This window comes from Bradyrhizobium sp. BR2003 (genome assembly GCF_009720285.1).
Classification (GTDB): domain Bacteria; phylum Pseudomonadota; class Alphaproteobacteria; order Rhizobiales; family Xanthobacteraceae; genus Bradyrhizobium; species Bradyrhizobium elkanii.
Map to the genome: position 1 here is coordinate 100,002 of NZ_SMYJ01000007.1, position 22,452 is coordinate 122,453.

Here is a 22,452-nt window from a genome sequence, read left to right on the forward strand (position 1 = left end):
ACCATGGCGAAACTGCACGTCACCACCTCAGTCAACGGCGAGCCGGTCGAATTCCTGTGCGAGCCGTACGAGACCATGCTTGACGCGTTGCGCGGGCAATTGGGGCTCACCGGCTCCAAGGAAGGCTGCGCGTCGGGCGATTGCGGCGCCTGCTCGATCACGCTCGACGGCCGCCTGGTCTGCTCCTGCCTGATGCTCGCGGCCGAAGCCGAGGGCCACGAGATCAGGACCATCGAGGGCATGGCCAGGGGCGAGAAGCTGCATACGCTGCAGCAGAAGTTCCTCGAGCACGCCGCGCTCCAGTGCGGCATCTGCACCTCGGGCATGCTGGTCGCCTCCGAGGCGCTGCTCGCCAAAAATGCCAATCCGACCGAAGAGGAAGTCCGCTTCTGGCTGGCCGGCAATCTCTGCCGGTGCACCGGTTACGACAAGATCGTCCGCGCGGTGATGGAGACCGCTGCCGAAATGCGGGAGATGCGCCCATGAACGTCGTCAACAATAAATGGATCGGCCAGCGCACCATCCGGCCCGATGGCGTCGACAAGGTGACCGGCCGCGCGGCGTTTGCCGCCGACACCACCATGCCCGGCATGATCTGGGGCAAGGTGCTGCGCAGCCCGCATCCGCACGCCCGCATCAAGTCGATCAACACCGCCAAGGCCGAGGCGCTGCCCGGCGTCAAGGCGGTGGTCACCTCGCGCGACATCGTCGACTTCACGATCGAGAAGGGTGCCGTGATGCTCGGCATCCAGGACATGCGCTGGATGTGCCGCAACGTGATGGCGCGCGACAAGGCGCTGTTCCCCGGCCATCCCGTCGCCGCCGTCGCCGCGACCACGGAGGCGATCGCGGCCGAGGCCTGCAAGCTGATCGAGGTCGACTACGAGGTGCTGCCCTGGGCGATCGAGATCGACGACGCGCTGAAGCCTGATGCGCCGATCCTGCACGAGTTCAACAAGTTCGACGGCAAGCCCTCGAACATCATGGGCCGCCTCGAATCCAGGAAAGGCGACATCGCGCAGGGCTTCAAGGATGCCGAAGTCGTCATCGAGCGCTCCTTCGCCACGCGCCCGGTGCACCAGGGCTATATCGAGCCGCATGCTTGCCTGATCTCGGTTGCCGCCGACGGCAAGACCACGATCTGGTCGTCGAGCCAGGGCCAGTTCATGGTGCGCGCGATGACCTCGATGCTGACCGGCATCCCGCAGAGCGACATCCGCGCCATCCCCGCCGAGATCGGCGGCGGCTTCGGCGGCAAGACCATCGTCTATCTCGAGCCGCTCGCGACCCTGCTCGCCAAAAAATCCGGCCGCCCGGTCAAGATGGTGATGACCCGCGAGGAGGTGATGCGCGCCACCGGGCCGACCTCGGGCTCGAAGAGCACGGTGAAGATCGGCGCGAAGAAGGACGGCACCATCGTCGCCGCCCATGGCAGCTTCTATCTGCAGGCCGGCGCCTTCCCGGGCTCGCCGATCCGCGGCGCGGTCGGGTGCAGTTTCGCGCCCTACGACATTCCGCATGTGCTGTCGGAGGGGTTCGACGTCTGCTCCAACCGCTCCAAGGTCGCGGCCTATCGCGCGCCCGGCGCGCCGATCGGCGCCTATGCGGTGGAATGCGTGCTCGACGAGCTCGCCGAGGCGCTCAAGATGGATCCCTTAGCGCTGCGGCTGAAGAACGCGGCCAAGGAAGGCACCAAGGCCGCCCACGGCCCGGTATTCCCGCGCATCGGCTATATCGAGACGCTGGAAGCCGCCAAGAACCATCCGCATTATGCCGCGCCGCTCGGCAAGCTGCAGGGCAGGGGCGTCGCTTCCGGCTTCTGGTTCAACGCCGGCGGTGAATCCTCCGCGCAGGTCAACATCACCGAGGACGGCAACGTCGTCGTCACGACAGGGCATCCCGATATCGGCGGCTCGCGCGCCGGCATCGCCAATATCTGCGCCGAGCTGCTCGGCATCGATTACAAGCGCGTCTCCGTCATCATCGGCGACACCCAGACGGTCGGCTTCTCCAACCTCACCGGCGGCAGCCGCGTGCTGTTCGCTTCCTCGATGGTGGTGACGCAGGCGGCCGACAAGGTAATCGCAACCTTGCGCGAGCGCGCGGCGAAGATCTGGGAGATCGACCCTGAGGCGGTGAAATGGGAGAACGGCGCCGCGCATCCGGTGAGCCCGAATGCCGGCCAGTTCGAGCCGCTGACGCTCGCCGACCTCGCCGAGAAGGCGCCGTCGCAGGGCGGCCCGATCGGCGCCAGCGTGCAGCTCAACACGCAAGGTGCCGAGGGCGGCTTCGGCACCCATATCTGCGACGTCGAGGTCGATGTCGATCTCGGCATCGTCCGCGTCATCCGCTACACCGCGGTGCAGGATGTCGGCCGCGCCATCCATCCGAGCTATGTCGAAGGCCAGCTGCAAGGCGGCGTCGCGCAGGGCATCGGCTGGGCGCTGAACGAGGAGTACATCTACGACAAGGACGGCAAGGTCGATAATCCCGGCTTCCTCGATTATCGCATGCCGGTCTGTTCCGATCTGCCGATGCTCGACTGCGCGCTGGTCGAGGTGCCGAACCCGAAGCATCCGCAGGGCGTCAAGGGCGTCGGCGAGGTGCCGCTGGTGCCGGTCATGGCCGCCGTCGCCAACGCCGTCCACAACGCGCTCGGCAAACGCTTCTACAGCCTGCCGATGTCGCCACCGAAGGTGTCGGAGGTGCTGGACGCACCGACGCAGCAGGCGGCAGAGTAGGGAGTAGTGGGCGGGTTAGGCTTGCGCTAACCCGCCTACGTTCTCGCCGCTCACCTTAACTCCTTCCCCAATTGCGCAAACACCGTCTCGCAGGTCATCAGATCCAGATGCCCCCCGCCGGCGTTCTTGAAGAAGGTGATGTCGCTATCCGACAGCCGGCCGGCGACGGTGCCGCTCGCGAGGTCGTAGTGATCGCCCAGCACGTCGCTCTCGGTGATCGCACCGCTCTTGATCGGCTGCAAAATGTCGCCGACGCCGTCGAAGGCGGATTCGCGGCGGTCGACGAAGATGCGCGAACGGCGCGCCGCCTCGTCGTCGGACTCGCGGGTCTCCGGGGTGAAGCCGCCGACCAGATCGAGATGGGTGCCGGGCCTTAAGTTGGCGCCCTTGACCAGCGGCTCGCGCGAGCGGGTGCAGGTGGTGATGATGTCGGCCTCGCGTGTCGCGGCGTCGAGATCGGTGACGGCCTCGGCCGCGATGCCGTCGCCTTCCAGCAGCGTCGCGAGCTCCCGCGCGCGCTCCACCGTCCGGTTCCAGACCCGCACCCGCTTCAGCTGCGGCCGCACGGTGCGGTGGCCGCGCACCAGCCAGCGCGCCATCTCGCCGGCGCCGACCACCAGCAGCGTCTCGGCATCCGGCCGCGCCAGGTGCTTTGCGCCGAGGGCGGAATCCGCGGCGGTCTTCCAATGGGTGATCTCGGCGGCGTCCATCACCGCGAGCGGCCGCCCGTCATTGCCGTCGAACAGCACGCAGACCGCCTGCACCGCCGGCAGCTTGCCGTGGGCGAGGTTGCCGGGAAAGCTGGTGTAGAGCTTGGTCATCATGAAGCGGCCGGCGTCGACCGCGCTGCGCGTCACCAGCTGCTGGCCCTTGTCGTCGCCGAGATAGCCGTCGTGCACCGCGATCTTCGGCCGCCGGTGCGCGGCCTCGATCGCCTCGATCAGGACCGGAAAGCTCAGGACGCGGTTGACCTCGCTGTCGTCGACGATATGCACGTGCTATCTCCCCTGGAGCGCCCCTCGCGCTCTCGCCGGACGTCCCCGAAACCTGTCCGGACTGGATAGCGCGTGGGGACGGCTAGTCAACCGGACATGCACCGCCGGGCGTCCCTTGCTATCCTGCGGACCTGATTCTCTCGCAGGTTCTCGCAAGCCGTGGTTGCATTCATCGTCGCCGTCCTGATCTTCATCCTGCTCGGCGGCGCCGCGCTTGCGACCATGGCGATCCATGCCCGGCTCGCCGATCATCACCGCAGCGACGAGACCAACACCTCGGTACGCTTGGTTGCGACGCTGTTCGTCACCATGCCGTCGCTGCTGCTCGGCCTGATGATGAACAGTGCCGCCAACACCTATGTGGCGGTCGACCGCAATCTGCATGTCTTCGCCACCGACCTCATCCTGCTCGACCGCAGCCTGCGACCGCTCGGCCCGAGCGCCGACGAGCCGCGCAAGCGGCTGCTCGCCTATGTCGAGCAGGTGCTCAAGGATGTTCCGATCTCCAGGGCAAGCGCGGTGTCCGAGCGCCTGCTCGACGAGGTCGGCACCAGCCTGCGCGAGCTGCGGTTCGACGACGAGCAGAAGGTCGCGCTGTGGAACGACGCGCGCTCGGTCTATCGGCAGGCGGTGCAGCAGCGCTGGACCTTTGTCGAGCAGTCCGACGGCTCGTTTCCGTCGCCGCTGATCTGCATCCTGGTCGGGTGGCTGACGCTGATGTTCGCAACCCTCGGCTTTCGCGCGCCGCGCAACGCAGTGGTGATCTCGACCACGGTCGCCGCAGCGGCGCTGATCTCGGCCGCGATCTACCTGATCCTCGAAATGAGCACGCCGTTCTCCGGCCCGATCCAGCTCTCCGACCGCCCGCTGGTCCGCGCGGTCGAGGAGATCAAACGGTAGCGTTTTCGAGCGAAGCGGGCGCCGGTTCGCGTGAAGAAAACGCGTCAAACAAGAAGCGCTGGCTGCCGGTATCGGTACGCGTCTGCGGCTTTATTCCCCTCGCATTGATCGCCGTCCCGAAAATTCTTCACGCGCGATCACCGGAATAGCGCGCGCCCTCCGGCGTCCTTACGCATGCAAGCCATTTGCATTCGAAAAGGAGACATCATGAAGACATCGATCTCGCTCGCGCTCGCCACCGCCATGTCGCTTGCGCTCGCCTCGACCGCCTTTGCCGCGCCGCCGACCAAGACCGGAACCAGCGCGAAGGGCTCCGTCCTCACCGACACCAAGGGCATGACGCTCTACACCTTCGATAAGGATTCAGAAGGCAAGTCGGCCTGCAACGGTCCGTGCGCGACGAACTGGCCGGTCTTGAAGGCGGACGCCAGCGACAAGGCCGAAGGCGGCTTCACCATCATCTCGCGTGACGACGGCTCCAAGCAGTGGGCCTACAAGGGTAAGCCGCTCTATACCTTCGCCAAGGACCAGAAGGCCGGCGACATCACCGGCGACGGCTTCCTCAACGGCGCCTGGCACCTCGCGCAGCCCTGAGGGCTTGCGGGCGGATTGAGCGCACGGCGGGTTAGCGCAAGCGCAACCCGCCGTCTCTCCGCACGCAAAACATGCGGCGGGTTACGCTGACGTTAACATACCGTTCGATCGTGCCTGAGGCGACGATCGCGCCTCACGCCCTGCGCTTCAGCGCCATGCCCATGCTGATCCAGCTCACGCCGGCGCAGATCAGATCGACGCTGAGGAAAATGCCGAGCACGTAGAGGCTCGACACCGGCCAGCGCGCCAGGATCATGGCGCCGAGCACGAGCGTGATCAGGCCGGAGACCGCAACCATTCCCCACGGCGCTTCCGAGTTCATGCCGAAGGCGAGGAAGATGCGGACGATGCCGGAGACGACGAGGGCAACGCCGAGGAACAGCGTTAGCGTCGCTGCCGCGAGCAGGGGGTTCTCGAAGGTGACGAAGCCGGCGACGACATAGAGCGCGCCGAGCAGCAGCCAGAACAGGAACTTGCCCCAGGTCTTGAACTGGAACGCGTTGATGATCTCGGCGACGCCGGCGACGATCATCATGGCGCCGACGAACAGCACGCTGACGACGGTGGCGAAGAAGACGCTGCCGAAGGCGAGCACGCCTGCGATCAGGTAGATCACGCCGAGGGCAACGATCCAGCCCCACTTGGCGCGGAGGTTGGAAAGCCCGGATCCGAGGCTGTGAGGAGGTGTGGCGGGTGAGCTGGACGCAGTGGACATCGTATCGCTCCCGAATACTTGATGAAACCATGCTACCATAGGTCAAGCCACGGACAAGGGCAGGTGCGCAGCTGGCACGAAATGCATGCTGGCACCAAAGGCGCCGCGACACGTTGATTCAGCTCGTCCGGTGTGTTGCCGCGCAGCATTCGTCGGTTTGACGACGGCCGGCCCGCATCGGACGATGGACTGTCCGAACCGCAGCGCAAGCGGTCCGGATCGCGCATCCACAGAGGAGGTCGATATGCCCGCCACGCACGACAAGGATCACGTCTACAAAATCCTGGAACTGGTCGGATCATCGGACAAGAGCATCGAGGCGGCGATCGAGAACGCCGTCAGCCGCGCGTCAAAGACGATCCGGGAAATGAAGTGGTTCGAGGTGGTGCAGACGCGGGGCCATATCGAGGACGGCAAGATCCGGCACTATCAAGTGGCGCTGCGGGTCGGCTTTACGCTGGAGTAGGGCGTTCAGGCGCTCGACCCATCCTACGGGCTGTCAAAGCTCGGGCAAATGATGTCGCGAGACTGCGAAGCCGTATCCCCATCACAGCCGTCATCGCCCGCATTTCCGGGCGATGACACCGTTGTTTGATGTCTTGAATGCGCCTCATCTTCGTCCAGGCGAAAGCCAGGCGAAAGCCAGGACCCATTGCTCCAACTCTCAATTGTTGCGCGACGCTTGGGCCACAATCCCATCCGCTGAAATTCGGTGGCTATGGGTCCCCTGGCTTTCGCCAGGACGACGAATGGGAAGTGCCGTGCCCATCACCGTCGCGACAGCGGCGCGGGCGGCGGCGGGGCGGTGGCGCCGGCGGCGAGCGAGCGCTGCACCATCACCGTGTCGGACCAGCGGCCATAGCGATAGGCGACACCGGGCAAATGCCCGACGCGGGCGAAGCCGAAGCGGTCGTGCAGCGCGAGCGAGGCGGCGTTGTCGCTGTCGATGTAGCCGATCATCTGGCGGAAGCCGGCGGCGGCGCAGGTATCGATCAACTCCTGCAGCAGCCGGCCGCCGACGCGCTGGCCGGTGAAGCGGTGATGCACATAGATCGAATGCTTCACCGTGTAGCGGTAGGCCGGACGCTTGCGGAACAGTACGACATAGGCGTAGCCGACCACCTCGCCGTCACAGATCGCGACGAGATGGGGCAGGCGGGTGTTGCGCAGATTCTTGCGGCGGTCGCGCAGATCGTCGGGCTCCGGCGTGCCGCTGTCGTCGACGCTTTCCTCGACGCCACGGCGGATGTGGTGGCGGTAGATCGACAGCATGGCGTCGACGTCGCCGTCGCGGGACGGACGGACGGTGATCTTGTGATCATTCTCCATTGTGTTGCGCCCGTTCGCCTATTCGGACACGACATAGGTGTAGAAGCGGACGCGGCCGGAGTCGTCGATCTCCTTGTAGATGCCCTGGACTTCGACCTCGAAGCCGGGGAACGCATTGAAGCTCGCCTCGAACATCTTGAGGTAATCGATCATCGGCTTGCTTCGTTCCGACAGCCGCTCGCCGGGCACGATGGTGGCGATGCCGGGCGGGTAGACCACGAACGGCGTCGCGGCGACGCGGCTGAAGATCTGGTCGATCGGCAGGTAGTCGACATCGTTGCGGATCAGATATTGTGCGGCCTGGCGCGGCGACATCGCGATCTCGGGCAGGTGCTCGGGCAGGAATTGCCTGGCCTGCAGCGTGCTGACGCCGCCGTCGCGGAAGAAGCGGTGCATGTCGCCGCAGAGGTCGCGCAGCCGCACGCCGCTATAGCGTTGCGGGCGGCGGCGGAAGAATTCGGGGATGACGTCCTCGATTAGCGCGTTGTCGTCGTGCAGCTTCTTGAAGGCGACCAGCCCCGACACCAGCGTGCCGGCCTTGCTGGCCTCGACGCCGGGCGTCAGCAGGAACAGCAGGGAGTTGAGGTCGTTCTTCTCGGCGACGATCTGGTTCTCTCGGAGATATTGCGCCACCACCGGCGCGGGGATGCCGTGATCGGCGTAGGCGCCGGTGGCGTGATCGAAGCCCGGCGTCAGCAATGTGAGCTTGTTCGGGTCGGTCATGGCGAAGCCCGCGGTCAGCTCGGGGAAGCCGTGCCAGGTTTCGCCGGGACTGAGCTGCCAGTAGGACGGATTGGTCGCGAGCTGGTCGGTCGAGATGGTTTCCCAGGCGACATTGTGCGCGCCGTTCTCGCGCGCGACGTCGGGGATCTTCACACGGTCCGGCACGAACGGCTCGAAGAACCAGCGCCGCTCGGGGCGCGTCTCCTTCTCCTCGAACTCGCGCTTCACCGCGCGGATCTTCTTGCGCAGCTCGATGCCGAGCCGGATCGTGTCGTCCCACAAGACTTCGCCCGAGCGCCCCTTCATCATCTGCGCGCCGACATCGAGCGAGGCGAAGATCGGATAGAACGGCGAGGTCGAGGCGTGCTGCATGAAGCTTTCGTTGAAGCGGCGGTGTTCGACGCGGCGCTTCTGGCCCTTGATGTGGCGGTCGCGGATGTGGATCTGCGAGGCCTGCGAGAAGCTCGCGAGCTGCTTGTGGGTGGATTGGGTCGCGATGATGCCGGGCGCCTCGGGGCCGAGATCGGACAATCCCATGGCGAAGCGGCCGGAATAGATCGGGTGGAATTTCATGAAGCCGGCCCAGGCCTCGTCGAACAGGATATAGTCGCAGAGATGGCCGATCCGCTTGAGGATCATCTCGGCCGAATGGATGGTGCCGTCATAGGTGCACTGCTCGACCACGGCGACGCGGAACGGACGCTCCTTCCTCCAGGCGTTCTCGTCCCGCACCAGCGGATGCTTGCGGATGTGATCGCGCAGCGTGCCCTCGTCGAGCAGGTCCCAGCGCATCGGTCCGATCAGGCCCCAGGCGTTGCGCACCGTCGGCACGTACACCGGGATGCCGCCGCCGATCAGCAGTGCGCCGTGATGCGCGGCCTTGTGGTTGTTGCGGTCGAACAGCACGAGGTCACCGTCGGTGACCAGCGAGCCGAGCGCGACCTTGTTGGAGGTTGAGGTGCCGTTGAGCACGAAATAGGTCTTCTCGGCGCCGAAGATCCTCGCCGCCTCCTTCTGCGCCCGCAGCGCCGGACCCTCATGGGTGAGGAGGTCGCCGAGGTCGAGCACCGAATTGTCGAGGTCGTCGCGGAACACCGCTTCGCCGAGATGTTCGACGAACACCCGCCCGATCGGGCTGCGGCTGTAGAACACGCCGCCATTATGGCCCGGGCAGGTCCAGAGCTGGTTGCCTTCCTCGGCATAGTCGACCAGCGCGCCGAAGAACGGCGTCTTCAAGTTCTCGGCATATTGCTTCAGCCTGGAGATCAGGTTCTTGGCGATGAAGGGCGGGGTTTCCTCGGACAAGAAAACGTAGCCGTCGATGAAGTCGAGCACCTCGACCGGCAGGTCCTCGAACCGCTTGCGGCGGATCAGGAGGATGATCGGGAAGTCGAGGCCGCGCCGGCGCATCAGATTGATCAGCGCCGCGGTCTTGCCTTCAAGGCCCTTTTTGCCCCAGTCGACCACCATGCAGCCGATCGCGGCATCGGTCTGCACCGCGATCTCGGCATCCTCCAGCTTGCGGGCGCGAACCACCTCGAAGCCGGAGCGCTCGATCTCGGCGATGATCTGATTGAAGCGGATGCCCTCGAGGTCGTCGGCCTCGAACACCGGCGCTGCGAACAGGAAGTTGAAGCGTTTGAAATAGTCCATGCGTGTCCCCGAACTGGTCCGGCGCTGACGTGTCGGCACAATTCATGACAGGCAGATGACAATGGGGTGGATCGAGGATCGAATACGGTGTTGGGGACGCAATCCCTCACTGCACGGCGTCAGCCCGTGGATATTCGAGCTGCATGGCGACGAAGTCCGCCGTACCACGGCCATAGCGTGTCTCGATCCCGGCAAGCGCCCGGTCGATTGCCTGCGCGGGCGGTGCGGTTCCGACCGCGGGCAGCAGTCCATCTGCGGACCAGGCCGACGCCACGACCTGCGGATAGACGCGCAGGCCGTTGCGGGTCGTCACGGCGTCGCCGGTCGCGGCGAAGGTCACGGCGTGCGAGCGATAGGTGCGCGACCAGCTGTCGGCGACCAGCGCCAGCGAGACCTCGTCGACGCCGGGAGCAAGCGCGAGGCCGAGCTGTTCCCGGTTCCAGAACGCCAGCGTGTTCTGGATGGCGGTCAGCGCGAAAGGACGGGTGAACTTGAAGGCGTTGCTGTCATGCCGCGCGTCCCAGCCGGGCAGGCCGATCTCGCGGGCGACGGCCTCGGCCCTGGTGCGGCCGGCGATCGCCTCGATCAGGGTTAGCGACATCGGCATCGACGCCGAAATCCCCGTCGTCGTCGCGACGCCGTGGTCCGCCACGATGCGGCGGTCGGCGACGTACCGGATCTCGGGATGTTTGTTGCGCCAGTTCTTCAGGTAAAACCAGTGCGTGGTGGCGCGCCTGCCGTCGAGCAGGCCGGTCGAGGCGAGCACCTTGGCGCCGGCGCAGACGGCGACGATCACAGCGCCTTTCTCCGCCTGCTGCCGGATCCATTGCATGACTGTGGGATCGTCGTCGCGGCTCATCGCCGGCACGATGACGTAGTCGGCGCCGTCGGGATGTGCGGCATCGAATGCGGCGATGGTCGCATCGGGCTCGACCTTCAGCACCGGGAACAGCGCGACCGGACCGGGTCCCGTCGCCAGCGTGACGACATCGGCAACATCGGCGCGCTTGAGGATGCCGTAGGGCATCAGATAGTCGGTGGTCTCGGTCATGTCGTTGATGCCGAGGATCGCGATCAGCGGTCGCGCCCGCTTCGGCGGCTTCAGCGCCGCGAGCGTTGCATCCTGCTCGGCCTTGGCGATCGGAGGCGGAACCCGGAACGCCGATGCGGCGGGCAGGGTGAAGAGCCAGATGCCGCCGATGATTGGAACCAGCGCGGCAACGGTGATGCCGCTCCATGCGAGAAGCCGCCAGGTCATGATGATCGATCTCAACGTATCCGCGTGCCTCGCCCGGCACGCAAGCTACTCGCCGGTCACGTCGACCAAAACGGCGAAATTCCCGCAAAAACGGACATGCCAACAACGCGGCTCAAACGCGTAGCCCGGACGAGCCGCAGCGACATCCGGGGCCGGTGCTTCCCCGCATGCCGCTCCGCCCACGCGGGCTACGCGACGCGCTCAGTAGACGAGGTTCGTACCCGGCGGCTTTTCCAGTGCCGCCGCCAGCGTCCGATACTCATCGCAGTCGGTGCCACAGATCTCGGCGATCCGCTGCAGATGATACTGCGCCTGGTCGCGGTTTCCCTGTTCGATCTGCCACAGGCCGTAGTAGTTCCACGTCAGGACGTGGTTCGGATCGGTCTTGAGCGCACGTTCGTACCAGACTTGCGATTGCTTGTAGTCGCCGAGCTTGCGATAGGAATAGCCGATCAGGTTCGCGACATCAGGACGATCATCGCGGCCGAGTGCGTGCAACTGATCGATCGCGGCGGCGTAGTCGTTGTGTTCGTAGATTGTCGCATAGGCCGCGCGATAGCCCTCGCGGAATGCCGGATCGTCGAAGTTGGACTGCTTGGCGGGCTTTCTCTTCTGCGTGGTCCTCTTGTCCTTCTCCTGGGGATAGGACGGCGCGGGAGTGCCGTAGCTCGACCCGTATGGGTCGCCACCACCACCGCCGCCGCCACCTCCGCCAGCCGCGATGGCGGTCTGCGGTGGGAACAGAATGATCGGCGCTGTCAGAAATGCCGCAAGCATCATCGGTGACTTGATCATGGACACCTCCCGATTTGACAAGGACAGTCATTGGCCTGAAGCACTAACTCCCGATCGCGAGAGACATTCCGCGCGTTCCGAGAAATTGTTTGCCGAAGCGGCAATCGCACTGTCTCTTCGGGACGTCGCGCTTTCGCGTGCACGCTGGCTGAGTGTTTTGTTGGCGCCATCGGACATCGGAGTCGAAACTAACATCGGTGTTAGAATCGCACTCAAATGCTCAATGGCCATCTGCACCCGCGGCAAGAAGGACGATCGATGATGAAGACGGAGCTCGCCGAGATCTACCGGAGCTACATCGCTTGTTTGAATCGCCAGGACTGGCCGCAACTCGGTCGGTTCGTTGACGAGGATGTGTGCCACAACGGCCGGCGGCTCGGATTGTCCGGCTATCGCGAGATGCTGGAACGGGACTTTCGCGACATCCCGGACCTTCGCTTCAACATCGAACTGCTGGTGTCGGATGCGTCTCATGTCGCGAGCCGGCTGGCGTTCGACTGTTCGCCGAAGGGACGATTTCTGGGCCTCGCTATCGACGGCAGACGCGTCTCCTTCGCCGAGAACGTGTTCTACGAATTCCGCGACGGGAAGATCGTGCAGGTCTGGTCGGTGATCGACAAGGCTGCGATCGAGGCCCAGCTGTAGCGGCGGAGCTGAGCGTGATGCGGTTACTTCCGCTCCAGATGCCAGGCGCCGTCCCAATCGGCCGCCGGCGGATCTTGCCTGAAGGCTGCGACGCGCGCCTTCATGGCGATCGACGGGCCGTCGCCGGGCGCCGCCGCCAGCGCCGCGGCGAAGGCTTGCTCGGCGTCATCCCAGCGGCGGTCGCGATAGGCGGCGAGACCGTCCGCGTAACGCTGCCGCAATTCTGTCTGCGCCGGCGTCAGTTCGTCCTTCTTGCCGAGGATTTCGAACACCGCGACCGGCTGGGTTTGCCCCATCACGACGAGACGATCGATCTCGCGGAGCTCGATCGTCGCCGCGCAAGCGGCCGCGGTTGCATCCGAGATCAGGCTGCGGCTGCCGTAAAACTTGTTGGCGCCTTCCAGCCGCGAGGCGAGGTTCACGGTGTCGCCGAGCACCGTGTAGCTCATCATGAACTCGGAGCCGATGCTGCCGACCAGGGCCTCGCCGGTGGCGATCCCGATCCGGATGTCGCAATCGGCCGGGATCACCCGCACGCCGAGCAGTTCGGGCAGATCCTTGCGCAGCTGGTTGACCTGGCCGATCATGTCGATGGCGGCAAGCGCGGCCAGATGGGTCTGCTCGGCTTCCTCGACGAAGGGCGCACCCCAATAAGCCATGATGGCGTCGCCGATATATTTGTCGATGATGCCGCGATGCGCATGGACCGGCGCCGACATCGTCGACAGATAGAGGTTCATGATCTTGACGAGGCCGCTCGGCGTCACGCCCTCGCTCAGGCTGGTGAAGCCCTTCATGTCGCAGAACATCACCGTCATGACGCGGCGCTGTCCTTCGGTCGCGGCGATCGCCGGCTGTTCGAGCAGGCCCTCGGCGATCCGCGGATTGATGTAGCGGCCGAACGTCTCGCGGATGCGCTGGTTGTGGCGCAGCGTCTCGATCATGCGGTTGAAGGCGGCCGACAGCTGGCCGATCTCGTCCTGGGTCGTGATGGTGATGGCGCCGTCGAGGCGGCCGGCCTCGACTTCGCGGGTGCTTTCGAGCAGGCGCATCACCGGACGCGTGATGCCGCTGCCGACCAGCATCGCGAACACGAAGCCGAGGATCGCGGCAATCGCGGTCACGACGCCGGAGATGATGATCGCCCGCTGCTGGGCACTCATCACCTTCGCGGCGGCCGAGGCGACCTGCGCCAGCATGTCGGAACGGATGCCCTCGATCCTGGTGTTGAAGTCGTCGCGCAGGCCGTCGGCGCGGAGCGTGGTCGCTTTCGCCGCCGCAAAGTCCTTGGCCTCGATTTGCTCGAGCAGCGTCTTGTTCTCTGCGTTCAGCCGCATCAGGAGATCGTTGACGGCATTGTCGATGCGGTCGTCGAGGCGTCCGAGCGCGGCGTTGTCGGATGGCGTCGAGGGATCGACGATGATCGCATCGATCAGCGTGCGCGCCGCGTCGGCCTCGCGCTTGATCAGGGGCTCGATCTCCTCGAAAGCCTTGCGCGCGCTTTCGTACCCGGAGTCCTCGGCCGGCGCCTGCATCTTCGCCATCATCATCCGGCGCATGGCGAGCGACCGCTCCAGCGCGCGGATGTTGACGCGGGCGAGGTGGCCATAGGCGGGGATGTAGCGGTTGGTGAGCTCGTCGAGGAGATGGCCGACCTGGCCCGCCATCACCATCGACAGCAGCGAGGTGATCACCGCGAGGATGATGAGTCCCGCGGCAATGCCGACGATCTTCTGCCTGATCGAATTTCGAAACATGCCCAGCCCGGCCGCAGCTGCAATGAGCGGGTCCACCCCGCCGTGGCGGCCAGACAGCTAATAGAGTTCCGCGGGGCGCGGTGCAAGGACCGGCGCCTGCCATCGCGTCCCAAGGCGGGCGCCGGCGGCTAGCGCAGGCCTTCGTAGACCATCAGGCCGCGGGCGATGGCGAGCTTGCGCAGGGTCCGCGGCACGAACCGCTCCTGGGGATGCAGGTAACGCCACGAGGTCAGCACCAGGTCGTGCAGCCGGCTGACGTCGTCCTCGAACGGGGCGAGCAGGCCGGTGAGGCTCGCCGGCATATGGACGCGGGCGGTGAAGGGCAGCAGCAGCAATTCCAGATGCGCCTTGGCGCCTGCCTCGGTCGTGGCGGTGATGCCGGCGATGGCCGGCAGGGTCTCTTCGACGACGCAGGTGATGATGTCTTCGATCTCGCCGCGGCTCTCGCCGGTGAACAGGGCGGAAAAGCTCCGGTTCTTGAGATCGCAGCCGAGCAGGGCGGAGGTGCGGGTGCCGGCGACGCGGAACGGAAAGCGGGTCTCGCCGTCATAGGATAGCACGAAGATGTCGGACAGGAGGTCGCGGACCGCGGACGGCTCGAACTCACTCCTCTCAGGTGCACGTGCGTTGCCGCGCTTCGCATTCCAATAGGCGAAGAACGCGCGGCTCGAGCTGTGTTTCATCTAAACCTTGCCCGGCGCCTGTCTCAGCGGGACACATCTGTCCCGGTTTTGCTCAGGCGCCTTCCCTTCTCTCTTGTGCAGGGAAGGCTGTGCAGCGTCCATGCCGTGGCCGCGCTTTGGCCGGCTTATCGGCAGGTTTGTGTCGTTAACGTAAATTTAACTATGCCCTTGGTGCCCGTGGAACCTGCGGGTAGGGTCCGCGCGTTCCCGTTCGCGCCGGCTGCCCCAAGCGTCGGTGCCGTTGGTACACAGGTGGCGTCAAACAGTTTGGTCACCGTGCGGGGAGGGGTGGGGATGTTCTCCCGATCCCTCCGGGGCACGAGAAGACCAGCCGATCAGGGAGGGCGTTCTCAGCGCCCTCCCTTTTCTTTTGTCCCGATTCCGCGCTGCGCGACACCCGGTGTCCGATTTCGGGATTGTGCACTTGCACAGGGGGGCGAAAGCCGCCTATCTCTGATCCACCGCCGCATCGAGGTCGCCGACCCCTTGGACTCCCATCCCGAATCCCCGCTCGCGCCGCCGCCGGAGGCGCCGCGCGAGCCGATCCTGACCTTGCCGCCGGCGCTCACCGCCTACATCCTCCTGATCGCGGTGATCCATCTGAGGGTGCTGCTGCCCCCGGAGCTGGAGAACTGGACCATCGACGTCTTCGGCTTCATCCCGAAGCGCTACGATTCGACGCTGCTCGATATCACCTTTCCGGGCGGCGAAGGCGCCAAGGTCTGGACCTTCGTCACCTATTCGCTGCTGCACGCCAACCTCACCCATATCGGCTTCAACGTGCTGTGGCTGCTGCCGTTCGGCAGCGCGCTGGCGCGCCGCTTCGGTGCGCTGCGTTTCTTCGTCTTCATGGCGGTGACGGCGGCCGCCGGCGCGCTCGCGCATCTGTTGACCCATGAGCACGCGATTGCGCCGATGATCGGAGCGTCGGCTTCGGTGTCGGGGACGATGGCGGCGGCGATCCGCTTTGCCTTCGTGAAGGGCAGCTTCCTCTCGTTCAGCCGTGGCGATGCCGAGGCGGCGGCCAGGGTGCCTGCGCTGTCGCTGTGGCGGGCGCTGCGCAACGGACGGGTGCTCGCCTTCCTGGCGATCTGGTTCGGCGTCAATATCCTGTTCGGCGCCACCTCGCTGTCGCTCGGCGGCGAGGGCGCGAGCGTCGCCTGGCAGGCGCATATCGGCGGCTTCGTTGCCGGACTGCTGTTGTTCTCGTTGTTCGATCCGGTGCCGCGCACGCGGGACGATGCTGCAGATGCGTCGTCGGTTGATCAGTCGGGGCGCGTCTGATCGCCGCTTGCGGGCTGGATCGAATTCCTCCATCATCTTTGCGAAGCAGAAACAAGGCGGGCCGACAAATCGGGCCCTGCTACTCACCGCGCCCCGGAACCGAAATCGGCGCGGAACTGTTGATTGAAGACTCTGGCGAACAGGCTCGGCTCCGCCCAAGGCGGGGCACGAACGGATTCAGGGAGGCCGACAATGACGGTACGTTCCATTCTCGATGCAAAAGGCCATCAGGTCATGAGCGTCGCGCCCGGCGCGAAGCTCTCGGCCGCGGTCAAGCTGCTCGGCGAGCGCAAGATCGGCGCGGTGCTTGTGATGGAGCAGAGCCGCATGGAGGGCATTCTGTCGGAGCGCGACATCGTGCGCGTGCTCAGCGAGCGCGGCGCAGGCGCGCTGGACGAACCGGTCAGCGCTGTCATGACCAGGAAAGTCGTGAGTTGCCGCGAGTCCGATACGGTCAGCGGCATCATGGAGATGATGACCACGGGAAAATTCCGCCATCTTCCTGTCGTCGAGGACGGCAAGGTGGTCGGGCTGATCTCGATCGGCGACATCGTCAAGCGGCGCGTGGAGGAATATGAGCGCGAGCAGGAGGCGCTGCGCGACTACATCAAGACCGCCTGAGTGCTACTTTCCGGTGCTGCCCGCGCCGCTCGACGGCGGCACCAGGATGTCGATCGCTTCCTCGATCGCGCTGATGGAGCGTTCGGCGGCGCGGATGCCGTGCGCGATCAGGTCGTCGGCGCGGTGGAAGTCGAACCAGCCGATCTGACCGACCCGCGGCGAGATCAGCATGTCCGGCGGATCGCCGGCAAGGCGTGCGCGGGTGATGCGGTCCTGCATGATGTTGAAGGCGTCGACCATGACGCTCGATATGCCGGGCCGGCTGGCGCTGCCGAAAAACTCCCGCTTCACGGTGCGTTCGGCGGAGAAGAAGCGGCCAAACCGGCGCTTCGGCGGCTCCGGCTCGAGCTCGGCATCGGCGGTCACCGCAACCGTCACCTCGGGCGCGGCCGACGGGCCGTGATTGTAGATCGTGGTCGAGTGCGCGAACACGTCGCTGGAGAGGTTCGCCGCAATGACGATCTCGGCGCCGAGCGCGCGCGCGGCCGAGACCGGCACCGGATTGACCAGCGCGCCGTCGACGAGCCAGCGGTCGCCGATCAGGACCGGCGCGAAGATGCCGGGCAGGGCGTAGGAGGCACGCATGGCGTCGACCACGCGGCCCTGGGTCAGCCAGATCTCGTGCCCGGTGCGCACTTCGGTGGCGACGCTGGCGAACTTGACCGTGAGGTCTTCGATCATGACCTGGCCCAGCGCGGCCTCGATCTCGGCGGCCAGCTTGGCGCCGCGGATCAGGCCGGAGCCGTTGAGGCGGATGTCGAGGTAGCCGAGCACGCTGCGCGGCTGCAGGCCGCGCGCCCACTGTTCCAGCGTCTCGATATGGCCGGCCGCGTAGGCGCCGCCGACCACGGAGCCGATCGAGGTGCCGACCACGACATTGGGGACAATGCCGTGGGCCAGCAGGGTCTTGATGATGCCGATATGGGCAAAGCCGCGCGCGGCGCCGCCGCCGAGCGCAAGCCCGATGACCGGCCGGCGAACCGTACCCAGTCCTACCTTGTCGGGGCCGTCGGAGCTCTTGTGGCCTCGGCCCATCCAGCTATCCAACACGACAAATCTCCTGCCAGCGGGAGACTAGGCCGCGCAGCATGGCTGCGCCAGCGTCGTCCGTCTTCATGGTTATTCCCACAGGCATGATTCATGCCCGGGTGGTCCGCGGTAGGCAGGGAATGTGACTGGACCGCGACGACAGGGCTAACATCGGCTTGATCGCGCGGTTCCAAAGGCGGACGCCCGCCCGCCCGGACTGTGACAAAGCCTTGGACGCCGCCTGGATCCCCTTGGACGAAGGCTTGAATTTGCCGCGTTTTCGTTGAAAAGCATGGTGATGACTTCGAGGGGCAACGGCATCGGCGGATGCGGGCGGGGCGTGCGGCTCCTTCCGCTGTTGACGCTTGCGGCATTTTTGCTGGCCCTGATCCCCGATTCCGTATCTGCGCAGTTCTTCAGCGACCGGCCGCCGCCGATTCCGCCCGCCTCGGTCCCGGAGGTGCCGTCCGGTCCGGCGCTCAACCTGGCGCCGCCATCGGGCGGCGGTTCAGGGCCCGTTCTGCCCGGCCCGCTGAACCAGCCGACCATCGTCCAGCCCTCGATTGCGACCGTGCCGCCGGTCGTAGCAGCGCCGCCGGCCGGTTCGCCGGCCGCCGGGCAGGCGGTGCTGTCGCTGACGGCGCGGTACGGCAAGGACCTGCCGGTCATCAATGCCGGGCTAGTGTGGCGGGTGTTCGCCGACAAGCCTGACGACAACGGTACCTACAAGCTGATCCGCGAAGAGCGCGGGGCGACGCCCAACGTGGTGCTGCCGCCCGGCAACTATGTCGTCCATGTCGCGCTCGGCCTCGTCAGCGCGGTGCGCGCCGTCAGCCTGAAGTCGGAGACCGACCGCGAGTCCTTCGTGCTGCCGGCCGGGGGCCTGCGGATCGAGGGCCGGGTCGGCAGCAGCAAGATCCCCGCCAACCAGATCTCGTTTGCGATCTACAAGGGCAGCCAGTTCGACGGTTCGGACCGTGGACCAATGGTGCCGAACGTTGCCGCCGGCGACGTCGCGCTGCTGCCCGAGGGCACTTACTACATCGTCTCCAACTATGGCGACGCCAACTCGGTGGTGCGCTCCGACATTCGCGTCGCGGCGGGCAAGCTGACCGACGTCACCGTCACCCATCGCGCCGCCGTCATCACCCTCAAGCTGGTCAGCGAGCGGGGCGGCGAGGCGCTGGCCAACACCGCCTGGTCGGTGATCACGCCGGGCGGCGACGTGATCAAGGAATCGATCGGCGCGTTCCCGCGCGTCGTGCTCTCCGAAGGAGAGTATCGCGCGATCGCCAAGAACGAAGGCAAGGTGTTCGAGCGTCCCTTCAACGTCGTCAATGGCGTCGATGGCGAAGTCGAGGTCGTGGCGCGCTGACGTCCGACCGGCCTGCATTTCATGCAGCTGTCATAGTTTCTAATGTGAACTAACCATCGCGCGAATTTGAGCCGTCATAATCGCTCGCGGCGATGCCAAGCCTGCCTATTTTTACACGACGTTAAGCCGCGGCATGACTTGGATGCCGTGGGGACTAGTGTTTGCGTGGGGCGCGCCATGGTCATGGCCAACAAGAAATCAGCAAGGGCATCGGCCAAATTCAATTCCGAGATGTTCGCCGACGTACCGGTTCTGCAACGCAAGTGGCAGGCCGCGGTCCGTCCCGGCGAAAGGCTGCCGCACTATGAAGACGTGATGCTCGGCAGTCTCGGCCGGCTCGCGGATCATATCGTGCTGCTGCGGAGCGTCGATGGCATGCTCGGCGTCTCGCACGCCGGCCGCTATGTCCAGACATGGCTGAACGACGAGCGCTGGGACATTCCGCTCAGCGCGCTGCCGCCGGATTGCGCCACCGCGTTGACCGAGGCTGCCGCAAACGCGCGCGAGAACTGCCGGCCCTATCTGGCGTCAGCGCATTGCGTCCGCGACGGGTTGGTGCGGACCTTCGATGTGCTGGCGCTGCCGACGCGGTCGCGCTGGGGCGGTATCCTGGTCGGCGTTTACGTCAACGAGCGCAATGCGCAGTACAATCTGCTCGATACGATTTTCTCGGCCGCCGACGAGGGCGTGCTGTCGCTCGCAGCGATCCGCGATGCGCGCGGCGAGCCGGCCGACTTCCAGATCGTGCATCTCAACCAGGGCGCCGCAAGGCTGCTGATGCAGCCTGCGACCGACTTGCTGTGGCGCCGGCTCAGCGCCGGCGGCAATCCGCTTGCGGCGCCGGCGGTGATGAGCCGTCTGCGTGGATTTGTCGGCGGCGGCCCGGGCGGGCAGTTCGAGATCGACAGCGGCGATCGCTGCCTCAGGCTTGGCGTCACGGCGTTCGGCGACATGCTGTCGCTGACCGTCTCCGACGTCACCGCGCTGAAGCAGCGCGAGCTGTCGTTCCGCCTGCTGTTCGAGAACAATCCGATGCCGATGTGGGTGTTCGACGCCGGCACGATGGAATTCCTCAGCGTCAACGACGCCGCCGTTCAGCATTATGGATACAGCCGCGAGAAGTTTCTCGGCATGACGCTGCGCCAGATCTGGCCGGTGGACGAGTGGAGCGTGCACAGCGCCGCGTTGCGCGAGATCGGCGACGTCTATCAATCGAGCCGCGACTGGCGGCACATCAGGGCCGACGGCAGCGAGATCCATGTGCTGACCTTCGGACGCAAGGTGGCGTTCGAGGGCCGCGACGGCTATCTGGTCGCGGTGGTCGACATCACGGAGCGCCGTGCCGCCGAAGCGCGGATCGCGCATATGGCGCACCATGACGGGCTCACCAATTTGCCGAACCGCGATTTCTACCAGGAGCGCCTGCGTGAGGCACTGGAGCGCGGCCGGAGCGGCAACAAGCGTGTCGCGGTGATGTGCATCGACCTCGACCTGTTCAAGAACGTCAACGACTCCTTCGGGCATCCGATGGGCGACCGGCTGCTCAAGCTGGTGGCGGAGCGGCTGCGGGAGGTGGTCCGCGACGACAATGTGGCGGCCCGCCTCGGTGGCGACGAGTTCGCGATCGTGCTTGCGGCCGACGTTTCGCCGAACGAGGCGAGCGCTTTCGCCGAACGGCTGATCGATGCGCTGAGCGCGCCCTACAACATCGACGGGCTCGAGGTCGTGGTCGGCGCCAGCGTCGGCATCGCGCTGTCACCGGGAGACGGCACGACGTCGGAAGAGCTGATGCGCAATGCCGACATGGCGCTGTACCGCGCCAAGTCGGAGGGCGGCGGCGTGCATCACTTCTTCGAACCGGAGATGGATCAGCAGGCGCAGAAGCGCCGCGACATGGAGCGCGATCTGCGCGCGGCCTTCAGCAATGGCGAGTTCGAGCTGTACTACCAGCCGCTGGTCGATATCGCGGCCGACCGCATCTCTGGTTTCGAGTCGCTGCTGCGTTGGCGGCACCCGCAAAAAGGCATGGTCTCGCCTGCGGAGTTCATCCCGGTTGCCGAAGACATCGGCTTGATCGTCGCGCTCGGCGAATGGGTGTTGCGCGAAGCCTGCTCCGAGGCGATCAAGTGGCCCGCCGACGTCAAGGTGGCCGTCAATCTGTCGCCGGTACAGTTCCGCAGCCGCAATCTGGTCCAGGCCGTGATCTCGGCGCTGGCGCATTCCGGCCTGCCGGCGCGGCGGCTCGAGCTCGAGATCACCGAGTCGGTGTTCCTGGCGGAGACCGAGGCCAACCTCGCGATCCTGCATCAACTGCGCGAGCTCGGCGTCAGCATCTCGATGGACGATTTCGGCACCGGCTATTCCTCGCTGAGCTATCTGCGCAGCTTCCCGTTCGACAAGATCAAGATCGACCGCTCCTTCGTCAAGGATCTGGCGCGGCGCTCCGATTGCCTCGCGATCGTGCGCGCGATCTCGGGGCTCGGCCGCAGCCTCAAGATCACCACGACCGCGGAAGGGGTCGAGACCACAGACCAGCTCGACTGGCTGCGCGCTGAAGGCTGCAACGAGGTACAGGGATTTCTGTTCAGCGCGGCGAGGCCGGCAGGCGAGATCGCGGAGCTGCTGAGCGGTTTTGCGGAACGGGCGTCGAAGGCGGCTTAATCGTTTCCGCGATCGTCAAATCTGGCAATAAGGATGGCCTTCGTAGCCCGGGTGAGCGAAGCGATACCCGGGGCCGAAGCCCCGCATGTCGCTGCGCTCATGCGGGCTACAGGGGCGCCCCCCGTCTAAAACCGCGTCACGAGATCCGACAAGGCCGGGCGCGGGCGGTCCTCGCTCGGCTTGGTCGGGGTGCCGATGTGAATGAGCCCGGCGAGCTTCTCGTCCGGCTTGAGGCCGAGGCCGTCGAGCACGTCGCGGTCGAAGGCGAACCAGCCGGTCAGCCAGCAGGCGCCGTAGCCGAGCGCGGTCGCCGCGGTGACGATGTTCATCGCGCTGGCGCCCGCCGACAATTCCTGCTCCCACGGCGGCACCTTCGGGTGCGGCTTGGTGAACGAGACCACGCCGATCACCAGCGGCGCGTCGGTCAGGCGCTTCTTCTCGATCTCGATGTCGGAGGCCGGCGCCCCGGGATTCTTCCGGGCGAAAACCTTTGCGATCACGTCGCCGGCCCGCGCGCGGGCATCGCCCTCGAACACGATGAAGCGCCAGGGCGCGAGCTTGCCGTGGTCTGGCACGCGTGCGCCGATCGTCAAAATGGTCTCGAGCTCGGCCGCGGACGGGCCCGGGCCGATCATCTCGCGCGGTTTCATCGAGCGGCGCGTCTTCAGGAGTTCAATGGCATCGGGCACGGAAA

At 65.8% G+C, this 22,452-nt stretch carries 20 protein-coding genes; 10 read left to right on the plus strand and 10 right to left on the minus strand.

Annotated elements, in window-relative coordinates; genetic code table 11:
• Window positions 1–3 precede the first annotated feature (3 nt).
• Both E2I15_RS02205 and E2I15_RS02210 read left to right on the plus strand, forming a co-directional pair.
• Entirely contained in the window at window positions 4–486 is a 483-nt protein-coding gene (locus E2I15_RS02205; protein WP_137479941.1) for a (2Fe-2S)-binding protein, read from the plus strand.
• Complete coding sequence (locus tag E2I15_RS02210) at window positions 483–2,741, plus strand: xanthine dehydrogenase family protein molybdopterin-binding subunit (RefSeq protein ID WP_137479940.1); 2,259 nt, start codon at window positions 483–485, stop codon at window positions 2,739–2,741. Before E2I15_RS02205 ends, E2I15_RS02210 begins: the two co-directional genes overlap by 4 nt.
• A 50-nt stretch (window positions 2,742–2,791) precedes the next feature.
• On the opposite strand, the gene E2I15_RS02215 is transcribed toward E2I15_RS02210, so the two are convergent.
• The gene (locus E2I15_RS02215) at window positions 2,792–3,736 is read right to left on the minus strand and encodes an ornithine cyclodeaminase family protein (RefSeq protein WP_137479939.1); all 945 of its coding nucleotides are present in this window, start codon (window positions 3,734–3,736) and stop codon (window positions 2,792–2,794) included.
• 159 nt (window positions 3,737–3,895) lie between these two features.
• Between E2I15_RS02215 and E2I15_RS02220 the strand changes: the two genes are divergently transcribed.
• On the plus strand, window positions 3,896–4,636 hold the full coding sequence (locus E2I15_RS02220; protein WP_137479938.1) for a bestrophin-like domain: 741 nt from the start codon (window positions 3,896–3,898) through the stop codon (window positions 4,634–4,636).
• Between the two features lie 207 nt (window positions 4,637–4,843).
• Window positions 4,844–5,230, plus strand: coding sequence for a COG4315 family predicted lipoprotein (locus E2I15_RS02225; RefSeq protein ID WP_155262179.1), 387 nt, complete (start codon window positions 4,844–4,846; stop codon window positions 5,228–5,230).
• 133 nt (window positions 5,231–5,363) lie between these two features.
• Here E2I15_RS02225 and E2I15_RS02230 read toward each other — a convergent pair whose 3' ends face one another.
• Entirely contained in the window at window positions 5,364–5,945 is a 582-nt protein-coding gene (locus tag E2I15_RS02230; RefSeq protein ID WP_170991601.1) for an HdeD family acid-resistance protein, read from the minus strand.
• A 244-nt stretch (window positions 5,946–6,189) separates the two neighbouring features.
• On the opposite strand from E2I15_RS02230, the gene E2I15_RS02235 reads away from it, so the two are divergent.
• Window positions 6,190–6,411 (plus strand): dodecin, encoded by a 222-nt coding sequence (locus E2I15_RS02235; RefSeq protein WP_026192947.1) that lies wholly within the window; start codon window positions 6,190–6,192, stop codon window positions 6,409–6,411.
• 302 nt (window positions 6,412–6,713) lie between these two features.
• Here E2I15_RS02235 and E2I15_RS02240 read toward each other — a convergent pair whose 3' ends face one another.
• The 4 genes from E2I15_RS02240 to E2I15_RS02255 form a co-directional block, all read right to left on the minus strand.
• Window positions 6,714–7,274 carry a GNAT family N-acetyltransferase gene (locus E2I15_RS02240; protein ID WP_018272300.1) on the minus strand — a complete coding sequence of 187 codons (561 nt, stop codon included), beginning with the start codon at window positions 7,272–7,274 and terminating at the stop codon, window positions 6,714–6,716.
• An 18-nt stretch (window positions 7,275–7,292) separates the two neighbouring features.
• Entirely contained in the window at window positions 7,293–9,650 is a 2,358-nt protein-coding gene (locus E2I15_RS02245; RefSeq protein ID WP_137479937.1) for an Orn/Lys/Arg family decarboxylase, read from the minus strand.
• 106 nt (window positions 9,651–9,756) lie between these two features.
• On the minus strand, window positions 9,757–10,908 hold the full coding sequence (locus tag E2I15_RS02250) for a DJ-1/PfpI family protein (protein WP_137479936.1): 1,152 nt from the start codon (window positions 10,906–10,908) through the stop codon (window positions 9,757–9,759).
• Between the two features lie 201 nt (window positions 10,909–11,109).
• Window positions 11,110–11,703 carry a tetratricopeptide repeat protein gene (locus tag E2I15_RS02255; RefSeq protein ID WP_137479935.1) on the minus strand — a complete coding sequence of 198 codons (594 nt, stop codon included), beginning with the start codon at window positions 11,701–11,703 and terminating at the stop codon, window positions 11,110–11,112.
• Between the two features lie 258 nt (window positions 11,704–11,961).
• Between E2I15_RS02255 and E2I15_RS02260 the strand changes: the two genes are divergently transcribed.
• Window positions 11,962–12,348, plus strand: a complete 387-nt coding sequence (locus tag E2I15_RS02260; RefSeq protein ID WP_137479934.1) for an ester cyclase — start codon at window positions 11,962–11,964, stop codon at window positions 12,346–12,348.
• Window positions 12,349–12,371: 23 nt separating this feature from the next.
• Here the strand turns inward: E2I15_RS02260 and E2I15_RS02265 are convergent, their stop codons facing one another.
• Window positions 12,372–14,105, minus strand: a complete 1,734-nt coding sequence (locus tag E2I15_RS02265) for an adenylate/guanylate cyclase domain-containing protein (protein WP_137479933.1) — start codon at window positions 14,103–14,105, stop codon at window positions 12,372–12,374.
• Window positions 14,106–14,233: 128 nt separating this feature from the next.
• On the minus strand, window positions 14,234–14,788 hold the full coding sequence (locus tag E2I15_RS02270; protein ID WP_137479932.1) for a PAS domain-containing protein: 555 nt from the start codon (window positions 14,786–14,788) through the stop codon (window positions 14,234–14,236).
• A gap of 486 nt (window positions 14,789–15,274) precedes the next feature.
• On the opposite strand from E2I15_RS02270, the gene E2I15_RS02275 reads away from it, so the two are divergent.
• Window positions 15,275–16,072 carry a rhomboid family intramembrane serine protease gene (locus E2I15_RS02275; RefSeq protein WP_137479931.1) on the plus strand — a complete coding sequence of 266 codons (798 nt, stop codon included), beginning with the start codon at window positions 15,275–15,277 and terminating at the stop codon, window positions 16,070–16,072.
• A 192-nt stretch (window positions 16,073–16,264) separates the two neighbouring features.
• On the plus strand, window positions 16,265–16,693 hold the full coding sequence (locus tag E2I15_RS02280; RefSeq protein ID WP_137479930.1) for a CBS domain-containing protein: 429 nt from the start codon (window positions 16,265–16,267) through the stop codon (window positions 16,691–16,693).
• A gap of 3 nt (window positions 16,694–16,696) precedes the next feature.
• Here the strand turns inward: E2I15_RS02280 and E2I15_RS02285 are convergent, their stop codons facing one another.
• Entirely contained in the window at window positions 16,697–17,743 is a 1,047-nt protein-coding gene (locus E2I15_RS02285; RefSeq protein ID WP_028342694.1) for a patatin-like phospholipase family protein, read from the minus strand.
• A gap of 277 nt (window positions 17,744–18,020) precedes the next feature.
• Between E2I15_RS02285 and E2I15_RS02290 the strand changes: the two genes are divergently transcribed.
• Complete coding sequence (locus E2I15_RS02290) at window positions 18,021–19,097, plus strand: RgsD C-terminal domain-containing protein (RefSeq protein WP_137479929.1); 1,077 nt, start codon at window positions 18,021–18,023, stop codon at window positions 19,095–19,097.
• Between the two features lie 177 nt (window positions 19,098–19,274).
• Window positions 19,275–21,758, plus strand: a complete 2,484-nt coding sequence (locus E2I15_RS02295; RefSeq protein WP_137479928.1) for a putative bifunctional diguanylate cyclase/phosphodiesterase — start codon at window positions 19,275–19,277, stop codon at window positions 21,756–21,758.
• 125 nt (window positions 21,759–21,883) lie between these two features.
• Here E2I15_RS02295 and E2I15_RS02300 read toward each other — a convergent pair whose 3' ends face one another.
• Window positions 21,884–22,447 carry a nitroreductase family protein gene (locus E2I15_RS02300; RefSeq protein ID WP_170991600.1) on the minus strand — a complete coding sequence of 188 codons (564 nt, stop codon included), beginning with the start codon at window positions 22,445–22,447 and terminating at the stop codon, window positions 21,884–21,886.
• Between the last annotated feature and the right edge of the window lie 5 nt (window positions 22,448–22,452).

Coding starts and splice junctions, on each gene's coding strand:
- E2I15_RS02205 (WP_137479941.1), top strand. CDS start 4: ATGGCGAAACTGCACGTCACCACCTCAGTCAACGGCGAGCCGGTCGAA.
- E2I15_RS02210 (WP_137479940.1), top strand. CDS start 483: ATGAACGTCGTCAACAATAAATGGATCGGCCAGCGCACCATCCGGCCC.
- E2I15_RS02225 (WP_155262179.1), top strand. CDS start 4,844: ATGAAGACATCGATCTCGCTCGCGCTCGCCACCGCCATGTCGCTTGCG.
- E2I15_RS02230 (WP_170991601.1), bottom strand. CDS start 5,945: ATGTCCACTGCGTCCAGCTCACCCGCCACACCTCCTCACAGCCTCGGA.
- E2I15_RS02235 (WP_026192947.1), top strand. CDS start 6,190: ATGCCCGCCACGCACGACAAGGATCACGTCTACAAAATCCTGGAACTG.
- E2I15_RS02240 (WP_018272300.1), bottom strand. CDS start 7,274: ATGGAGAATGATCACAAGATCACCGTCCGTCCGTCCCGCGACGGCGAC.
- E2I15_RS02245 (WP_137479937.1), bottom strand. CDS start 9,650: ATGGACTATTTCAAACGCTTCAACTTCCTGTTCGCAGCGCCGGTGTTC.
- E2I15_RS02250 (WP_137479936.1), bottom strand. CDS start 10,908: ATGACCTGGCGGCTTCTCGCATGGAGCGGCATCACCGTTGCCGCGCTG.
- E2I15_RS02255 (WP_137479935.1), bottom strand. CDS start 11,703: ATGATCAAGTCACCGATGATGCTTGCGGCATTTCTGACAGCGCCGATC.
- E2I15_RS02260 (WP_137479934.1), top strand. CDS start 11,962: ATGATGAAGACGGAGCTCGCCGAGATCTACCGGAGCTACATCGCTTGT.
- E2I15_RS02265 (WP_137479933.1), bottom strand. CDS start 14,105: ATGTTTCGAAATTCGATCAGGCAGAAGATCGTCGGCATTGCCGCGGGA.
- E2I15_RS02270 (WP_137479932.1), bottom strand. CDS start 14,788: ATGAAACACAGCTCGAGCCGCGCGTTCTTCGCCTATTGGAATGCGAAG.
- E2I15_RS02280 (WP_137479930.1), top strand. CDS start 16,265: ATGACGGTACGTTCCATTCTCGATGCAAAAGGCCATCAGGTCATGAGC.
- E2I15_RS02290 (WP_137479929.1), top strand. CDS start 18,021: ATGACTTCGAGGGGCAACGGCATCGGCGGATGCGGGCGGGGCGTGCGG.
- E2I15_RS02295 (WP_137479928.1), top strand. CDS start 19,275: ATGGTCATGGCCAACAAGAAATCAGCAAGGGCATCGGCCAAATTCAAT.